This window comes from Brachybacterium rhamnosum, from assembly GCF_039526185.1.
In the GTDB taxonomy this organism is placed as follows: domain Bacteria; phylum Actinomycetota; class Actinomycetes; order Actinomycetales; family Dermabacteraceae; genus Brachybacterium; species Brachybacterium rhamnosum.
On the sequence record NZ_BAAAIS010000003.1, the window covers coordinates 510,906 to 526,143 of the forward strand.

Annotated in this window: 16 protein-coding genes; 11 read left to right on the top strand and 5 right to left on the bottom strand. The window is 75.4% G+C overall.

Annotated features, from left to right (window positions below; all coding sequences use genetic code 11):
• Positions 1-45: 45 nt before the first annotated feature.
• Positions 46-1,263: an ROK family transcriptional regulator gene (locus ABD080_RS12430; RefSeq protein WP_137770611.1), complete on the top strand. Its 1,218-nt coding sequence runs from the start codon at positions 46-48 to the stop codon at positions 1,261-1,263.
• Positions 1,260-2,207 (top strand): SMP-30/gluconolactonase/LRE family protein, encoded by a 948-nt coding sequence (locus ABD080_RS12435; protein ID WP_343905300.1) that lies wholly within the window; start codon positions 1,260-1,262, stop codon positions 2,205-2,207. Before ABD080_RS12430 ends, ABD080_RS12435 begins: the two co-directional genes overlap by 4 nt.
• Before the next feature lie 7 nt (positions 2,208-2,214).
• Here ABD080_RS12435 and ABD080_RS12440 read toward each other — a convergent pair whose 3' ends face one another.
• Together ABD080_RS12440 and ABD080_RS12445 are read right to left on the bottom strand one after the other, a co-directional pair.
• Positions 2,215-3,222, bottom strand: a complete 1,008-nt coding sequence (locus ABD080_RS12440) for a squalene cyclase (RefSeq protein ID WP_137770609.1) — start codon at positions 3,220-3,222, stop codon at positions 2,215-2,217.
• Positions 3,223-3,278: 56 nt separating this feature from the next.
• Positions 3,279-3,863, bottom strand: coding sequence for a mycothiol transferase (locus tag ABD080_RS12445; RefSeq protein WP_343905303.1), 585 nt, complete (start codon positions 3,861-3,863; stop codon positions 3,279-3,281).
• Positions 3,864-4,107: 244 nt separating this feature from the next.
• On the opposite strand from ABD080_RS12445, the gene ABD080_RS12450 reads away from it, so the two are divergent.
• On the top strand, positions 4,108-4,791 hold the full coding sequence (locus ABD080_RS12450; RefSeq protein ID WP_343905305.1) for a hypothetical protein: 684 nt from the start codon (positions 4,108-4,110) through the stop codon (positions 4,789-4,791).
• Between the two features lie 9 nt (positions 4,792-4,800).
• Here the strand turns inward: ABD080_RS12450 and ABD080_RS12455 are convergent, their stop codons facing one another.
• Positions 4,801-5,175 carry a DoxX family protein gene (locus tag ABD080_RS12455; RefSeq protein WP_137770606.1) on the bottom strand — a complete coding sequence of 125 codons (375 nt, stop codon included), beginning with the start codon at positions 5,173-5,175 and terminating at the stop codon, positions 4,801-4,803.
• A gap of 66 nt (positions 5,176-5,241) precedes the next feature.
• Entirely contained in the window at positions 5,242-6,147 is a 906-nt protein-coding gene (locus ABD080_RS12460) for a LysR family transcriptional regulator (RefSeq protein WP_343905307.1), read from the bottom strand.
• 70 nt (positions 6,148-6,217) lie between these two features.
• On the opposite strand from ABD080_RS12460, the gene ABD080_RS12465 reads away from it, so the two are divergent.
• From ABD080_RS12465 to ABD080_RS12495, 7 genes are read left to right on the top strand one after another with little or no spacing between them, the layout of a single operon-like run.
• Positions 6,218-7,309: a YeiH family protein gene (locus tag ABD080_RS12465; protein WP_343905309.1), complete on the top strand. Its 1,092-nt coding sequence runs from the start codon at positions 6,218-6,220 to the stop codon at positions 7,307-7,309.
• Between the two features lie 30 nt (positions 7,310-7,339).
• Positions 7,340-7,795, top strand: a complete 456-nt coding sequence (locus tag ABD080_RS12470; protein ID WP_137770603.1) for a TOBE domain-containing protein — start codon at positions 7,340-7,342, stop codon at positions 7,793-7,795.
• Complete coding sequence (modA, locus tag ABD080_RS12475) at positions 7,792-8,577, top strand: molybdate ABC transporter substrate-binding protein (protein WP_137770602.1); 786 nt, start codon at positions 7,792-7,794, stop codon at positions 8,575-8,577. Before ABD080_RS12470 ends, modA begins: the two co-directional genes overlap by 4 nt.
• Complete coding sequence (locus tag ABD080_RS12480) at positions 8,574-9,353, top strand: ABC transporter permease (RefSeq protein ID WP_137770601.1); 780 nt, start codon at positions 8,574-8,576, stop codon at positions 9,351-9,353. The genes modA and ABD080_RS12480 overlap by 4 nt, the downstream gene beginning before the upstream one ends.
• Positions 9,350-10,480, top strand: coding sequence for a sulfate/molybdate ABC transporter ATP-binding protein (locus tag ABD080_RS12485; RefSeq protein ID WP_343905312.1), 1,131 nt, complete (start codon positions 9,350-9,352; stop codon positions 10,478-10,480). Before ABD080_RS12480 ends, ABD080_RS12485 begins: the two co-directional genes overlap by 4 nt.
• A gap of 19 nt (positions 10,481-10,499) precedes the next feature.
• Positions 10,500-11,528 carry a cation diffusion facilitator family transporter gene (locus ABD080_RS12490; protein ID WP_137770599.1) on the top strand — a complete coding sequence of 343 codons (1,029 nt, stop codon included), beginning with the start codon at positions 10,500-10,502 and terminating at the stop codon, positions 11,526-11,528.
• Positions 11,525-12,217, top strand: a complete 693-nt coding sequence (locus tag ABD080_RS12495; RefSeq protein WP_137770598.1) for an endonuclease III — start codon at positions 11,525-11,527, stop codon at positions 12,215-12,217. The genes ABD080_RS12490 and ABD080_RS12495 overlap by 4 nt, the downstream gene beginning before the upstream one ends.
• Here the strand turns inward: ABD080_RS12495 and ABD080_RS12500 are convergent.
• Positions 12,159-13,160, bottom strand: coding sequence for a LacI family DNA-binding transcriptional regulator (locus ABD080_RS12500; RefSeq protein ID WP_343905314.1), 1,002 nt, complete (start codon positions 13,158-13,160; stop codon positions 12,159-12,161). The two genes, ABD080_RS12495 and ABD080_RS12500, sit on opposite strands and share 59 nt — an antisense overlap.
• Before the next feature lie 172 nt (positions 13,161-13,332).
• Here ABD080_RS12500 and ABD080_RS12505 point away from each other — a divergent pair, with 172 nt between their 5' ends.
• Positions 13,333-15,225 carry a glycoside hydrolase family 127 protein gene (locus ABD080_RS12505; RefSeq protein ID WP_343905315.1) on the top strand — a complete coding sequence of 631 codons (1,893 nt, stop codon included), beginning with the start codon at positions 13,333-13,335 and terminating at the stop codon, positions 15,223-15,225.
• Positions 15,226-15,238 lie beyond the last annotated feature (13 nt).

Below are 15,238 nucleotides of genomic sequence, written 5' to 3' on the forward strand. Positions count from 1 at the left end.
TACTCACACTGTTGGACTAAAGGCAATGAGGGCGGAAGGACGGTCATGCGCGGCTCCTCGATGGTGGACATCGGCGCACGCAACGAGCTCGTGGTGCTCGATGCGATCCGCAGCGATCCCGACGGCAGCTCCCAGTCCGAGGTGATCCGGCGCAGCGGTCTCTCGCGTCAGGCGGTCTCGCTCATCACGCGCCGCCTGCTCGAGCGCGGCATCGTGGAGACGGCCGGGACGCTGGGCGGCGCCCGCGGCAAGCCCCGCACGCTGCTCAAGGTCGTGCCCACGGCGCTGCTCGCCGCCGGCGTGCACCTGGACCCCTCGGGCATCGCGATCGCGATCGTGGACCTCGAGGCGCGGGTGGTCGCGGAGGAGACGCTCCCCGCCCCCACCACCGACCCGGAGGCCGACGTCGCCCGCATCGCGGCGGGCCTCGACGCGGTCCTCGACCGTCTCGAGCGGGAGGGCTGGCGCGCACCGGACGGCGGCACCCCCGCCGAGACGCTGCTCGGGATCGGCGTCGCCTCCCCCGGCAGCCTCGACGCCCGCAGGGGTCTCGTCGAGAGCCCGCCGTGGCTGCCCGGCTGGCGGGACGTCCCCCTCACCGAGCTCCTCGGCGCGGCCACGGGTCGCCCCGTCATGCTGGACAAGGACACCAACGCCGCGCTCACCGCGGAGCTCTGGTACGGCCGGCGCACCGTCGAGGGCACCGTGCTGTACCTGTACGTCGGCGCGGGCGTCGGCTCCGCGGTCGCCTCCGGAGGGAGGGTCCGCGCCGGCGCGACCACGCAGGCCGGCGAGATCGGCCACCTCCCCACGGGCCTGCCGGGGACGCGCTGCGGCTGCGGCCGTCTCGCCTGCCTGTCGATGTTCACCGACGTCGCCGGGATGCTCGAGCGCACCGCGCAGGGCGTGCCCCTCTCCGGCGGCGCGCCCACCTCCGCGCACGTCGCCGCGCTCGTCGCCCGGGCGGACGCCGGCGAGGAGGGCCCGCTCGCCGAGGTGCGCGGTCACGGCACGGCGCTCGGCGAGGCCCTGCGCACCCTCATCAGCGTCCACGACCCGTCCCTCGTGATCATCGGCGGCCCCTACTGGGAGCTGCTCTCCCCGCATGCCCTCCCGGGACTGCTGGAGCGGGCCCGCTCCACCGATCGCGGCGCCCCCGAGGTCGAGATCCGCTCCTCGGTGTTCGGCGACGACGTCGGCGCGATCGGCGCGGCGACCCTCCAGATGGGGCGGGCCCTCTCCCCCGCTACGCTTCCCGCATGAGCGAGCAGAGCAGCGTCCAGGGCACGTCGGGGCACGGGACCTCCCGGGACGAGGGCACGGCGTCGTCGCTGCTCGAGCCCGGGGCGGCCGTCGAGAAGGTCGCGAGCGGCGCCACCTGGGCCGAGGGGCCGCTCTGGCTCCCCCGCCGCCGGGCGCTCCGCTTCAGCGACATCCCCGGGGACCGGATCCTCGAGTTCTCCGAGGAGACCGGGGAGCTGAGCGTCTTCGCGGAGGGTGTCGAGTTCACCAACGGCCGCACCCTGGACCTCGAGGGGCGCGTCGTGGAGTGCTCCCACGGCCGCCGCGCCGTGCAGCGCGACGACTCCGCCGGCCCCGGAGACGCGCACCGACCCGAGGTGCTCGTGGACCGCCTGGGGCCGGTGCGGCTGAACTCCCCGAACGACGTCGTCGTCGCACCCGACGGCGCCATCTGGTTCACCGATCCGTCCTACGGCATCCAGAAGCCCGAGGAGGGCCACCTGGGCGAGGAGGAGTACGGCGACCGCTGGGTGCTGCGCCTCGACCCCGCGACGGGCGAGCTGCGCCCCGTGGTCACGGACATGGAGGCACCCAACGGGCTCGCCTTCTCCCCGGACGCCTCGCTGCTCTACGTCGCCGACTCCGCCGGCCCGGAGCGCGGTCACACGATCCGCGTCTACGACGTGATCGGCGGGGACCGCGCCCGCTACGGGCGCCCCTTCGTCGAGGTCTCCCCGGGCGTGCCCGACGGGATCCGCGTGGACACGGCCGGCAACGTGTGGAGCTCGAGCGCCTCGGGCGTGCAGGTCTTCTCCTCCGACGGCCGGCCGCTGCTGGACCTGCCCGTCCCGGAGACCGTCTCGAACCTGTGCTTCGGCGGGGACGACGGCCGCACCCTCTACATGACGGCGACGACGAGCCTGTATCGCGTGCGCACGACCGCGCAGGACGCCGCCGCCCGCTGAACGCGGCTCAGGAGAAGGGCAGCGCCGCGGGCCCGCTCGCGCCGGTCCCCTCGTCGTACCAGCGCAGCACGCGCAGGGCGATCATCGTGACCCATGGCGAGGGCTCGCCCTCGGGGACGTCGAGCGGGAACCACACCTCACCCGGCAGCACCCGGCCCTGGTGCCAGGTGCCGTCGCTCTCCCGGGACTCGCGGATCATCTCGATCGCCTCGCGCATGCGCGGATCCGGCGGGGTGCCCTCGTGCAGGGAGGCGCGGCGCATGTGGTCCGCGCTGTTCAGGGCGCTCGCGATGTGCCGGAAGGGGTAGCCGAACCACGGGATGAAGCTGCCGACGACCTCGTGGGTCGAGGCGCGGCGCATGAGGCCGCGCGAGAGCAGGTACTCCTCGCCCCGGCGGCGCGCGAGACGCGTGGCGGGCGTGCCGCGGGTCGCGATCTCGTGGTCGAGCAGACCCTTGAGGGCGTTGAGCGTCGAGTGGAAGCTGCCGCGGGTGGAGCCCTCGACCCACTCGCAGTTCCAGCCGCCGTCCCGCATCTGGTGCTCGACGAACCAGGCGGCGTTCGCCTCCATGTCGCGGCCCAGCCAGAGGCCGTTGGCGAGGGTCATCGCGTTGATGCAGCAGTCCACCTCGCCGTCCCAGTAGGGCAGGCCGTCGTACTCCCAGCGCGCGTTCCGCTCGAGCTTGCCGGCGGTGTCGTTCGCGATCAGCGGCGCGGGGTCCATGCCGTCCTCGCGCATCGTCGTGAGGGTCCAGGTGGTCGCGGTCCAGGGCTGACCGGGAAGCTGCTGGTTCGCGGGGTCGTCGAGGAAGCCGCCCGGGAAGAAGGAGCCGCCGGCCCAGCGGCCGTCCTCGTCCTGGAGGGAGAGGAAGCGGGCCCCGCGCCCCTCGGTGGCGATCCGTGCCCGGGTCGCGAGCCACACGTGCTCGGGGGCGTCGAGCAGGTCGCGCTCCACCTGCCAGCGCAGGGCGGGGTCGGTGTCCAGGAGCCAGGTCCGGAGGTCGGCGTCGATCATGGCTCGATCCTGCCACCTCCGGACCGGCCCGGCACCCGGGCCGTGACCTCGGGCGCTCAGCCCTGCGCCCACTCGGCGGGCCAGGGCTCGCCGTCGGAGCGCGCGTTGAGCTCGTAGGTGCCCTTGCCGTCGAGGCTCTCGCGCAGGATGTCCGCGTGCCCGGCGTGGCGGGCGAGCTCCTCGACGAGGTGCAGGGCCACCCAGCGCACGGTCCACTCCCCCTCGGTCGGGAACCAGGGGGCCTGCGGGATCGGCACGCTCGTCGCCGGGTCCGCCGTGAGCAGAGCGGCCCCGAGCGCGGCGCCGGCCTCCCGCAGCGCCGTGCCGAGGGACTCCGCCGTGTCCTCCTCGCGCAGGGCGGAGGGGTCGATCGGCCCCTCGGCCGCCGCCTGCTCGGGGGTGCGCGGAGCGGGGGCGGAGGCCTCCGGGGCGGCCTGCACGCGCAGCACGGTGCCCTCGATCATGAGCAGCGCGTGCCGGGCCAGGGCGCCGAGGGTCATCGCGGACGCGCTCGCGGCGCGGCCGAGGTCCTCGTGGGAGAGCCCGTACAGGCTCGTGGCGATCTGATCGGCCTGCTGCTCGACGAAGACCGCGAGCAGCTCGCGCTCCCCGGTGACGTCGTGGCGGGTGAGGAAGGACATCGGGACTCCGTCCGGTGGGGCGGGGCCGCTCCCCGCCGTCAGGGACCAGTCTTCGACGTCGGGAGGACAGGTCCTGTCCGCGGACCACGGCCGACGGCGGCGCGGCGGACGGCGGGACCTCCGGCGCTCGTCCCACGGCGCCGTGCACAGGTTCCGCTGGGCCGCACCACAGCCCCCTCCCCGGTGCGCGCGATGGACTGGGTCCCGCGTCGCAGCCGGCGGCGCCCGAGGACCGGAGGCCACCATGAGCACGTTCGACCGCCTGACCGGGAAGCTGCGCCGGGTGCTCGGCGCGAGCACCCCGAGCGCCGTCCCCGCCACACGCGGCGGCACCGACCGCGCCGCCGCACCCGCCGCGCCCGCCGGTTCCGTCCCGGCGACGGGCGCCCCCACCTCCGCCGGGGCCTCCACGGGCACCTGGCAGAGCTCCTTCACCGCGCACTCCGCCGCGCTCACCGAGCAGGACCATGAGGCGATCGCGCAGTACGAGCGGATCGTCCGCGTGGCGAGCCCCGAGCAGCTCGAGGCCGTGCACCGTGAGGCGCTCGAACGCCTCACCCCGCTCCAGCGGCAGGAGGTCGAGGCCCGGCTCCGCGCGGAGCTGCCCGAGGCGGAGCGTCCCCGCTCCTCCCGCGTCGGGGACATCGCCGGCTCGCTCACCGCGGGCGCCGCGACCCTCGGCGGCGGCGGCCTGCTCGGCGCGGGCGGGCTGCTCGCCGCCGTGGCGGGAGGGGTCGTCGTCTCGTCGGCCGCCTCCTCGCTCCTGCACGGGGCGGTCTCCCCCGGTCACGACCTGCCCGGCGCGCCCGTCGGCCCACCGGGCGGCGAGGACTTCTGGGCGCAGGGCGACACCGACCTGCTCGGGGACGCAGGGCTGCTCGGCGGCCTGCTGGGAGGGTTCGACCTCGAGGACCTCCTGGGACGCTGAGGCCCCCGCTCAGAGCGGGTACGGCCCGAAGCGGCCCCAGGCGAGGAGCGTGGAGAGCACCAGCAGGACGATCGCGGGGAGCGTCTGGGCGAGCTGGTCGCCGCGGCGGATGTGGGTGAGGAAGGCGAGGGCCATCGTGATCGCGAGGCCCGCGGCGGCGAGCGGGACCAGCACCGGCGCGATGCCGAGCAGCCCGGGGAGCAGCAGCCCTGCGGCGCCGAGCACCTCGACCACGCCGATCGCGAGCACCACGGAGTGCGGGAGATCCGCCGCGTAGGGCGTGCGCTCGATGAGCTTCTCGCGCGGGACGGTGAGCTTCATGATCCCGGAGGCCGCGAAGACGGCGGCGAGGGCGAACGCGAGCACCCAGAGGACGACGTTCATGGGAGCACCTCCTCCCCGCGGCACGGGCGGCCGGGCCTGCCAGTATGCGCCGCCCGGCGGGAGATGTCAGCGGTTCGCGGGGGCGTCGCGTCGGGCGAGGGCGACGAGCTCCGCCGCCGCCCCGGAGAGGCGGCGCGGCCCGCCCCAGACGGCGGTGAGCGGCCGGCGGAGTGGCTCTCCGGCGAGCCCCACCTCGAGCAGGTCTCCCCCGCTCAGCGCGGAGCGCACGGCGAGACGGCTGAGCACCGCCGGTCCCGCCCCGCCCGCGACGGCGACGCGCACGGCCGCGTTGCTGCCGAGGACCTGCACGGGCTCGGTCTCCGCGGCGGCGGGCACGAGCTGCTCGAAGGCCTCCCGCGTGCCGGAGCCGCCCTCGCGCACCACGAGCGGCGTCGCGGCGAGCTCGTCGCGGGAGAGGTCCGTGCGTCCTGCCCAGGGATGGCCCGGGGCGACGACCACGACGAGCTCGTCCTCGCCGACCGTCAGCGCATGGAGCCCCGCGGGGAGGTGCGGGGTCTCGATGAAGCCGAGCCGCAGCGTGCCCTCGCGCACCTGGGAGACCACGCCGGTCGAGTTCAGCACGTGCGGGGTGACGCGCACGGCAGGGGCCACGGAGCGCAGCGCGGTGAGCCAGGCGGGCACCAGGTGCTCGGCGACCGTCATGCTCGCCCCGATCTCGAGCAGCGTGGCCTCCTCCTCCGTGCCGTGCTCGATCCAGTCGGTGAACGCGGCGGCGGCCTCGAGCAGCTCCCTCGCATGGGCGGCGAGCACGAGACCGGCGGGGGTGGGCCGGGCGCCGCGCGGGCTGCGCTCGAGCAGGGCCTGCCCGGCCTGCGCCTCGAGCCGGGCGATCATGCGGCTCGCGTTGGGCTGGGCCATGCCCTGCCGTCGGGCGCCGGCACCGAGGCCGCCCTCGTCGATCACGGCGACGAAGAGGGCGAGGGCGGGGAGGTTCGGCAGCGACGACGTCATATCAGCAGGATATGCCCCCGTGCCGGATCGGGGTCTACTGCATGGCGGCGCAGCGGGCCAGGGTGGATCCATGCTCCAAGCCTGCGGCCACACCCCCCTCAGCACCCCCACCTCGGGCCCCGCTCCCCGCCCCGCCGGCCCGGGCCGCGGCGCGCGCCTCGCCGCCGCGCTCCCCGGGATCGGGGTGTGCCTCGCCGTCGCCGTCGCCGCCCAGCTCCTCACGGCGCCGCTGCCCCTGCTGAGCCCGCTGCTGCTCGCGATCGTCGCCGGGGTGGTGACCGCGAACCTGCTCCCGCCGCTCCCCGCGCTCACCCCGGGCATCGGCGTGGCCACCAAGCTGCTGCTGCGCCTCGGGATCGTGCTCCTGGGGCTCCAGCTCGCCCTCGGGGACGTGCTCGCCCTCGGCGCCGGGATGATCCTCGTCGTCGTCGCGGTCGTGGGGATCGGCGTGGGCGGGACGCTCCTGCTGGGCCGGCTGCTGCGGGTCGATCCGCGCCTCACCCTGCTCGTCGCGTGCGGGTTCTCGATCTGCGGTGCGGCGGCGGTCGCCGCGGCGGCCGACGTCACCGACCCCGACGGCGAGCACGAGACGCCCACCGCGACGGCGATCGCGCTCGTGGTCGTGTGCGGGACGGCGATGATCCTGATCCTGCCCGCCGCCGTGACGCTGCTGGACCTCGGGACCGCGACCGGCGGGCTCTGGGCCGGCGCGGCGATCCACGAGGTCGCGCAGGTGGTCGCCGCCGGAGGGCTGATCGGCGGCGGGGCCCTCGCCCTCGCGGTGGTCGTGAAGCTCGCCCGCGTGCTCATGCTCGCCCCCGTGATGACGGTCCTCGCACTGCGCGAGCGGGCGCGGACGCGTCGGTCGCCCGTCCCGGAGGCCGGGGCGACCGCACCGCGGCTCCCCCCGATCGTGCCCTGGTTCGTCGCGGGCTTCCTCGCGCTGGTGCTCGTGCGCACCGGGCTCCCGGTGCCGACGGCGGTCCTCGACACCGCCCACCTGCTGCAGACCACGCTGCTCGCCGCGGCCATGTTCGCGCTGGGCTCCGGGGTGCGGGTGCGGGAGCTGCTCGGCGTGGGCGTGAGGCCGCTGCTGCTCGCACTCTGCTCGACGGTGCTCGTGGCGCTCGTGGCGCTCGGCGGGGTCCTGCTCGCCTCCTGAGCCTCCAGCCACCTCGACCCGCACTCGCGCATGGAAGCGGCTCAGCAAGGCGCATCTGCGCGGCTAGAATGCCTGACCATGACGCAGCTGCGGGTGAGAGAAGCCGCCGACCTCCTGGGGGTCAGCGAGGACACGGTGCGACGGTGGATCGAGCGGGGGACGCTCACGGCCGGCACCGACGAGAGCGGCCGCAAGGTCCTCGACGGCGCGGAGGTCGCCCGCGCGGCACGCGAGCACGCGCGCACGCCAAGCGGCCGCCACGCCCGCACCTCCGCCCGCAACCGCTTCACCGGCCTCGTCACGGCCGTCACGACGGACACGGTCATGGCGCAGGTCGAGCTCCAGTGCGGCCCCTTCCGCGTGGTCTCGCTCATGAGCACGGAGGCGGTCCAGGAGCTGGGCCTCGCCCCCGGCAGCGTCGCGACCGCCGTCGTCAAGGCCACCACCGTCCTCGTCGAGGCCGAATCGATCGGAGTCCCCGCATGAGCCGCCGCACCGTCCCCGCCCTCGCCGCAGCGCTCGCGGGCGCCCTGCTGCTCGGAGGCTGCTCGGGCTCCTCCTCCGACACCGCCGGGGCGAGCGACGCCGGTGGCTCCACGACCCTCACCGTCTTCGCGGCGGCGAGCCTGAAGAGCTCCTTCGAGGAGATCGCCACCGACTTCGAGGCCGACCATCCCGGGGTCGACGTCCAGCTCTCCTTCGCCGGCTCCTCCGACCTCGTCACCCAGATCGGACAGGGCGCCCCGGCGGACGTCCTCGCCACCGCGGACACCGCCACCATGGACCAGGCCGTCGAGCAGGAGCTCGTCACGGGGACCCCGCAGGACTTCGCGACGAACACCCTGACGATCGCCGTGCCCGCCGGGAACCCCGCCGGGATCACCGATCTCGCCTCGCTCGCCGAACCGGGCGTCCAGCTCGTGCTCTGCGCACCCCAGGTGCCGTGCGGACGCGCCGCGGAGAAGGTCGAGGAGTCCGCCGGCGTGACGCTCTCCCCCGTCAGCGAGGAGCAGAGCGTGACCGACGTGCTCGGCAAGGTCACCTCCGGCGAGGCCGACGCCGGCCTCGTCTACGTGACCGACGCCGCCTCCGCCGGGGACGCCGTCGAGCAGATCGACCTCCCCGAGGCGAAGGCCGCCGTGAACACGTACCCGCTCGCCGTCGTCGCCGGGACCTCGCAGGAGGAGCTCGCGACGGAGTTCACCCAGGAGGTGCTCGGGGAGCGCGGTCAGGAGGTGCTCGCGGCGCAGGGCTTCCAGGCGCCGTGACGAGCACGCTGCCCCGCTGGGCCTGGCCGCCCGCCCTGTTCGGCGCGCTCTTCGTGCTGCTGCCCCTCGCGGCGGTGCTCGTGCGCGTCGACCCCTCGACGTTCCTGGCCCTGATCAGCGCGCCGTCCTCGCTCTCCGCCCTGCGCCTGAGCCTGGTCACCGCCGCCTGCAGCACCGTGCTGTGCCTCCTGCTCGGGGTACCGCTCGCCCTCGTGCTGTCCCGCTCACGGATCCCCGGACCGGCGCTGTCCCTGCTCCGGGCGCTGCTGCTGATCCCGCTCGTGCTCCCGCCCGTCGTCGGCGGTCTCGCGCTGCTCTTCACCGTGGGCCGCCAGGGGCTGCTGGGCGGGCCGCTCCAGGCGCTCGGGCTCCAGGTCGCGTTCTCCACCGCCGCCGTCGTCCTCGCCCAGACCTTCGTCGCCCTGCCCTTCCTCGTCCTCACCCTCGAGGGGGCGCTGCGCAGCACGGGCGGGGGCGCGGAGCGCGCGGCCGCCGCGCTCGGCGCACGGCCCACCCGCGTGCTGCTCGGGGTGACCCTGCCCGGGGTGCTGCCGGCGCTCGCCTCGGGGACGGTGCTCTCCTTCGCCCGCGCGCTCGGCGAGTTCGGTGCGACGATCACCGTCGCCGGCTCCCTCGAGGGGACCACGCGCACGCTGCCGCTCGAGATCTACCTGCTGCGGGAGACGGACCCCGACGCCGCGGTGGCCCTGTCGCTGCTGCTCGTGCTCGTCGCGCTCGTCGTCATCCTGCTGGCGCACCGGAGGGCGCGGGGATGAGCCTGCACGTCGAGGCGCAGGTGCCCGAGCGGGGGCTGGACCTGGCGCTGGACCTCCCTGCCGGCCGCACCCTCGCGCTCGTCGGCCCCAACGGCGCCGGCAAGTCGAGCCTGCTCGCGCTGCTCGGCGGCGACCTCCGGCCCGCCCGCGGGGAGGTCGTGCTCGGAGGGCGCGTGCTGACGTCCGTGCGCCCGGGCGGCCGGACCGTGCAGGTCCCCGCGCATGCGCGGCGTGTGGCCACGCTCGGCCAGGAGGCGCACCTGATCCCCCATCTCACGGCGCTCGGCAACGTCGCCTTCCCGCTGCGCGCCCGGGGGGTCCCGCGCCGCGACGCCCGGGCCCGGGCGCACGAGCTGCTCGCGGAGGTGGGCGCCGCAGACCTCGCCGAGCGCCGCCCGGGCCGGCTCTCCGGGGGCCAGCAGCAGCGCGTCGCGATCGCCCGCGCGCTCGCCGCGGATCCCGAGCTGCTGCTGCTGGACGAGCCGATGTCCGCCCTCGACGTGGACGCCGCCGCGGAGATCCGTGCCCTGCTCCCCCGCTTCCTCGAGGGCCGCTCCGCCGTGGTCGTCACCCACGACGTGCTCGACGCGATCACGATGGCGCACGACGTGCTCGTGCTCGAGGGCGGGGAGGTCCAGGACCGCGGGCCGACGGCGGATCTGCTCGCCCGCCCCCGCACGGCCTTCGCCGCGCGCTTCGCGGGCCTGGCACTTCTGCACGGCCGCGCCGGCGCCGCCCCGACGGCGGGCGGGGTCGCCGAGGGGGCGGGGGCCGTCGACCCGACAGGGGTTCCCGGCACCGACCAGGACGCCGCGCTGCGCCTGCCCACGGGGGAGCTGATCCAAGGCCGCCGCAGCGGCGACCTCCGCGAGGGCGACCCCGCCCTCGCCGCGCTGCGACCCGCCGCCGTGACGCTCGCCCCCTCCACGGGCGACCGGACCGCCGGGACCGTCCTCGCCCGGACCGTCACGGGCCTCGAGCCCCGCGGCGACCTCGTGCGGGTGCGCACGGCGGATCTCGAGGCGGACCTCGCGCCCGAGGCGGTCGCGGCCGGGACCCTGCGACCGGGTTCCGACGTGCGCCTGCTCGTGCCGCGGGACGCCGTGACGATCTACCCTGCGAGGTGAACCAGGAGAGCAGGGGCAGATGGACGAGCGAGCAGCGAGCACGGCACGGCCGGCAGGCACAGGGAACGGGATCGACGCGGCGCAGCAGGAGGGGAAGGACTCCGGTGGCGGGAGCTCGCTGACGGTGCTCCTCGCCTTCGGGGCGAACCTGCTCGTCGCGATCGCGAAGACGGTGGTCGCAGGGCTCACGGGCTCCGCCTCGCTGCTCGCGGAGGCCACCCACTCCTGGGCGGACACCGGCAACGAGGTCTTCCTGCTCGTGGGCGAGCGGCGGGCACGGCGCTCCCCGGACTCCTCCCACCCGCTCGGGTACGGCCGCGTCGGCTACGTCTACGCGATGTTCGCCGCGATCGGGCTGTTCGCCGTCGGCGCCGGCGTCTCCGTGTGGCACGGCATCCAGTCCCTCGGCGAGACGGGCACCGAGGAGGCCGGCTACGGCTGGGGCTACCTCGTGCTCGCGATCGCCTTCGTGCTCGAGGGGATCAGCTTCCTGCAGGCGTTCCGGCAGTCCCGCTCGGGCGCCCGTGACCGTCGCATGCCGCTGCTGCACTACGTGGGCCGCACCTCGGACCCGATGCTCCGCGCGGTCTTCGCGGAGGACGCCTGCGCACTGATCGGCCTCGTCATCGCCGCCGCGGGCATGGGCCTGCACCAGATCACCGGACAGGCCGTGTGGGACGCGATCGGCTCGATCCTCGTGGGCGTGCTGCTCGGCATCGTCGCGATCATCCTCGTGGGACGCAACGCCGCGTTCCTCAGCGGCGAGGGCGGCTCCCCCGCGCTGCGCGACCACCTGCTGCAGATCATCGCGGGGCACGCGGACGTCGAGCAGGTGACCTTCCTGCACACGGAGTGGGTGGGCGCGGACCAGCTGTTCGTCGTCGCCTCCGTGGACCTCGTGGGGGACGTCCGCGAGTCGGTGCTGCAGGAGAAGGTGCAGGCGATCGAGGACCTCCTCGAGCGCGAGCCCTCCGTCTCCCGGGCCGTGCTCACCCTGCGCAACCCCGCGGACGACTCCCGCCTGCTGCCGGAGCACCCCGGCGCGTGAATCCCGACCTGCGCGCCCTGTACACGGAGCTGCTCCGGGCGCACGGCCCGCAGGGGTGGTGGTGGCCCGGGGAGGCTCCTTTCGAGATCGCCGTCGGCGCGATCCTCGTCCAGCGCTCCCGCTGGGAGCAGGCCGACGTCGCCGTCACGGCGCTGCGCGCGCGGGGGCTGCTCGAGGCGGCCGCCCTCGCGGCGACGCCCGAGGAGGAGGTGCGCGAGCTCGTGCGCGCGGCGGGTTTCCCCTCGCAGAAGCCGCGTCGGCTGCGCGCCCTCGCTGCCTGGTGGGCGGAGCGCGCCCCGCAGGTGCCGGGGCTGACGGACGCCGAGCTGCGCTCGGAGCTGCGCGGGGTCGACGGCGTGGGCGAGGAGACGGCGGACGCGATCTCCCTGTACTGCTTCGGTCGCCCGGCGTTCCTGTGCGACGAGTACGCGCGGCGCGCGCTGGCCGAGCGCGGTCACGCGGTGCCGCGCTCCTACACGGCCTTCGCCCGGTGGATCGCGCCCTCCCTCGAGGAGGCGGCATTCACGGTGGCGGAGCTCGCCGAGCTGCACGGCCTCATCGTCGAGGAGGGCAAGGCCGCCGCTCTCGCGCGGTCGCGCCCCGCCGTACAGGGCCGCGCGCCGTCGGGCCTCAGACCGTCGAGCCGCGCACCTCGAGCCGCGGCGGCACGACCACCCGCTGCTCGCTGAGCTCACGGCCCTCGACGAGGTCCAGCAGCATCTCGCCGGAGCGGCGGCCGATCTCCGCGAGGCAGAGATCCGCGGTGGTGAGCGCGGGGCGGGCGGCGAGCGCCATGACGTCCCAGTTGTCCACGCCCGTCACGGCGACGTCGGCCGGCACGGACAGCCCCCGCTCGCGGAGCCGGTCCAGCACCCCCCGGGCGATCTGGTCGGAGCCCGCGCAGACCGCGTCGAACTCGAGGCCGGAGGCGAGGGCGAGGTCGATCGCCCGCAGGCCCCATTCCTCGCTCCAGGCGCCGAACATGGGCTCGCCCACGAGCGCCTCCCCCGCGACGCGGCGCACCTCCTCGGCGCGCACGCGCGAGGAGCGGTGCCGCTCGGGGCCGGTGACGTGGAGGATCCGCCGCCGCCCGATCGCGAGCAGGTGCTCGACGACGAGCCGCGCCGCCCCGGCCTCGTCGGTGAGCACGGCGGGGGCGGAGTCGTCGTTCGAGGGGGCGAAGGCGTGGACGACGGGGATGTCGACGTCGAGCGGGTCGCGGGCGTCGGTCGTGCGCCCGGTGACGATGAGCCCGTCGACGCGCCGGGAGCGCAGCGAGCGCAGGAGGTGCTGCTCGCGGGCGTGGTCGTCGCGGGTGTCCGCGAGGATCACGGCGATCTGCCCCACGGAGAGGGCGTCCTCCGCCCCCATGAGGATTGGGAGCATGAAGCGGCCGAAGCTGTCCGTCGTGAGGAAGCCGACCGTGTAGGTGCGACCGGCGACGAGGCCGCGGGCGCGGGCGTCGGCCACGAAGCCGAGCCGCTCGGCGGTCTCGCGGACGTGCCGCCGGGTCTCCTCGCGGAGGCTCCCGGTGCCGTTGAGCGCCTTGGAGACCGTCCCCACGGAAACTCCAGCGGCGCGCGCGACGTCACCGATCCTGACGGTGGTGGAGAACGGCCGCTGCGGTGACATGCAGGAACAGTACTGCGAACCCTTGCGATCCGCATCCGTCGGCGCTCATACTGATCCGGACAGGCAATCGTTTGCGTATCTTTCCGGTGGCGGCTCAGCTTCCGCCGCCGGCCCAGGTTCCGCTGCCGGCGGAAGCTGCATCCGACCGGCACGCTCACAGGAGAGCTCCCCCATGACGACGACGTCCGTCCTCGCCCCTCCCGTCGCCCCCACCGCCTCCGCCCGCACCGCCCTGCGGCCGCTCGCCCCGGGCGCGGCCCGGATCACCGGCGGGTTCTGGGCCCTGCGTCAGGAGCGCAACCGCCGCGACGCGCTGCGCGCGGGCCACCGCCAGCTCGAGGATTCCGGGACCCTCGCGAACTTCCGCATCGCCGCCGGCCTCGAGCAGGGCGAGGCGCGCGGCATGATCTTCCAGGACTCCGACGCCTACAAGTGGCTCGAGGCCGTGGGTCACGAGCTGGGCCGCGGGGACGATCCCGAGCTGCGGGCCCTGCTCGCGGAGGTGACCGCCGCGGTCGCCGGCGCGCAGCAGGAGGACGGCTACCTCAACGCCGTCCACCAGCTGCGCCACACCCGCGAGGAGCGCTACACCGACCTCGCCTGGAACCACGAGCTCTACTGCTACGGGCACCTCATGCAGGCCGCCGTCGCCACCTCCCGCTCCGCCGGGGACGACGCGCTGCTCGAGGTGGTGCTGCGGATCCTCGACCACCTCGTCGAGGTGTTCCTGCGCGGCGGCCACCCCGGTGTGCCCGGCCACCCCGAGATCGAGATGGCCCTCGTGGAGCTGCACCGCCTCACCGGCCGCGCCGACGCCCTCGACCTCGCCCGCCACTTCCTCGATGCCCGCGGGCACAACGCGAACGGGAAGGACAACCCCGGCTACTTCTCCGACCGCGTGCCCGTGCGGGAGGCGAGCACCGTCGAGGGCCACGCCGTGCGCGCCCTCTACCTCGCGGCCGGCGCGACGGACCTCGCGATCGAGGACGGCGACGCCGCGCTCCTGGAGCAGCAGCGCGCGCTCTTCGCGACGACCCTCGCCACCAAGACCTACGTCACCGGCGGCATGGGCGCGCGCTGGGACTGGGAGGCCTTCGGCGACCCCTTCGAGCTCTCCACGGACCGCGGCTACGCGGAGACCTGCGCGGGCATCGCGGCCGTGCAGTGGGCGTGGCGGCTGCTGCTCGCGACCGGCGACCCTGCCTACGCGGACGAGATCGACCGCCTCCTGCACAACGCCGTCCTCCCGGGCGTCTCGCTCGCGGGCACCGAGTTCTTCTACGTCAACTCCCTGCAGCTGCGCGACGGCGCGATCGCGGACGAGGGCCGGTCGATCGTCCACGGCCGCCGCGGCTGGTTCGACTGCGCGTGCTGCCCGCCCAATGTCATGCGGACCCTCTCCTCCCTCGACCAGTACATGGCCACCGCCACCGAGGACGGACTCCAGCTGCACCTCTACGCGAGCGGCACCTGGAGCGGCGGCGGCCTGACCGTCGAGGTCGAGACCGCCTACCCCCACGACGGGCAGGTCGCCGTGCGGATCCTCGAGGCGCCGCAGGGAGAGGCGGCGCTCAGCCTGCGCGTCCCCGCCTGGGCCGCGGGCGCCACGCTCACCGAGGGCGGCACGAGCACCGAGGTCTCCCCCGGCGCGCACACGATCCGCCGTGTCCTCACCCCGGGTGAGGAGATCCTGCTCGAGCTGCCCATGACGCCGCGCTTCGTGCGCGCCCCGCATCGTGTGGACGCCTCCCGCGGCGCCGTGGCCCTGCTGCGTGGCCCGCTCGTCTACGCCCTCGAGCAGGCGGACCAGGAGGGCCGGGGCACCGTGGACGACGCCCTGATCGACCCGTCGTCCCCCGTCACGGAGCACCGGATCGACGCGCTCGACGGGGTCGTCGCCCTCGACCTCGACGGCGCGATCAGCCCTGCTCCCGCGGGCGACGGCTACCTGCCCTGGGACGCCCCGGCGCCCGAGCCCGCACCGCACACCTGGCGCGCCGTGCCCTACTACGCGTGGGCGAACCGCGAGATCGGTCCGATGCGCGTGTGGCTGCCGCTGCGATGACCGGCTGACCTAC

Excerpts from the sequence above, each read along its gene's own strand:
- ABD080_RS12430 (WP_137770611.1), top strand. The coding sequence starts at position 46 with ATGCGCGGCTCCTCGATGGTGGACATCGGCGCACGCAACGAGCTCGTG.
- ABD080_RS12435 (WP_343905300.1), top strand. The coding sequence starts at position 1,260 with ATGAGCGAGCAGAGCAGCGTCCAGGGCACGTCGGGGCACGGGACCTCC.
- ABD080_RS12440 (WP_137770609.1), bottom strand. The coding sequence starts at position 3,222 with ATGATCGACGCCGACCTCCGGACCTGGCTCCTGGACACCGACCCCGCC.
- ABD080_RS12445 (WP_343905303.1), bottom strand. The coding sequence starts at position 3,863 with ATGTCCTTCCTCACCCGCCACGACGTCACCGGGGAGCGCGAGCTGCTC.
- ABD080_RS12450 (WP_343905305.1), top strand. The coding sequence starts at position 4,108 with ATGAGCACGTTCGACCGCCTGACCGGGAAGCTGCGCCGGGTGCTCGGC.
- ABD080_RS12455 (WP_137770606.1), bottom strand. The coding sequence starts at position 5,175 with ATGAACGTCGTCCTCTGGGTGCTCGCGTTCGCCCTCGCCGCCGTCTTC.
- ABD080_RS12460 (WP_343905307.1), bottom strand. The coding sequence starts at position 6,147 with ATGACGTCGTCGCTGCCGAACCTCCCCGCCCTCGCCCTCTTCGTCGCC.
- ABD080_RS12465 (WP_343905309.1), top strand. The coding sequence starts at position 6,218 with ATGCTCCAAGCCTGCGGCCACACCCCCCTCAGCACCCCCACCTCGGGC.
- ABD080_RS12470 (WP_137770603.1), top strand. The coding sequence starts at position 7,340 with ATGGAAGCGGCTCAGCAAGGCGCATCTGCGCGGCTAGAATGCCTGACC.
- modA (WP_137770602.1), top strand. The coding sequence starts at position 7,792 with ATGAGCCGCCGCACCGTCCCCGCCCTCGCCGCAGCGCTCGCGGGCGCC.
- ABD080_RS12485 (WP_343905312.1), top strand. The coding sequence starts at position 9,350 with ATGAGCCTGCACGTCGAGGCGCAGGTGCCCGAGCGGGGGCTGGACCTG.
- ABD080_RS12490 (WP_137770599.1), top strand. The coding sequence starts at position 10,500 with ATGGACGAGCGAGCAGCGAGCACGGCACGGCCGGCAGGCACAGGGAAC.
- ABD080_RS12500 (WP_343905314.1), bottom strand. The coding sequence starts at position 13,160 with ATGTCACCGCAGCGGCCGTTCTCCACCACCGTCAGGATCGGTGACGTC.
- ABD080_RS12505 (WP_343905315.1), top strand. The coding sequence starts at position 13,333 with ATGACGACGACGTCCGTCCTCGCCCCTCCCGTCGCCCCCACCGCCTCC.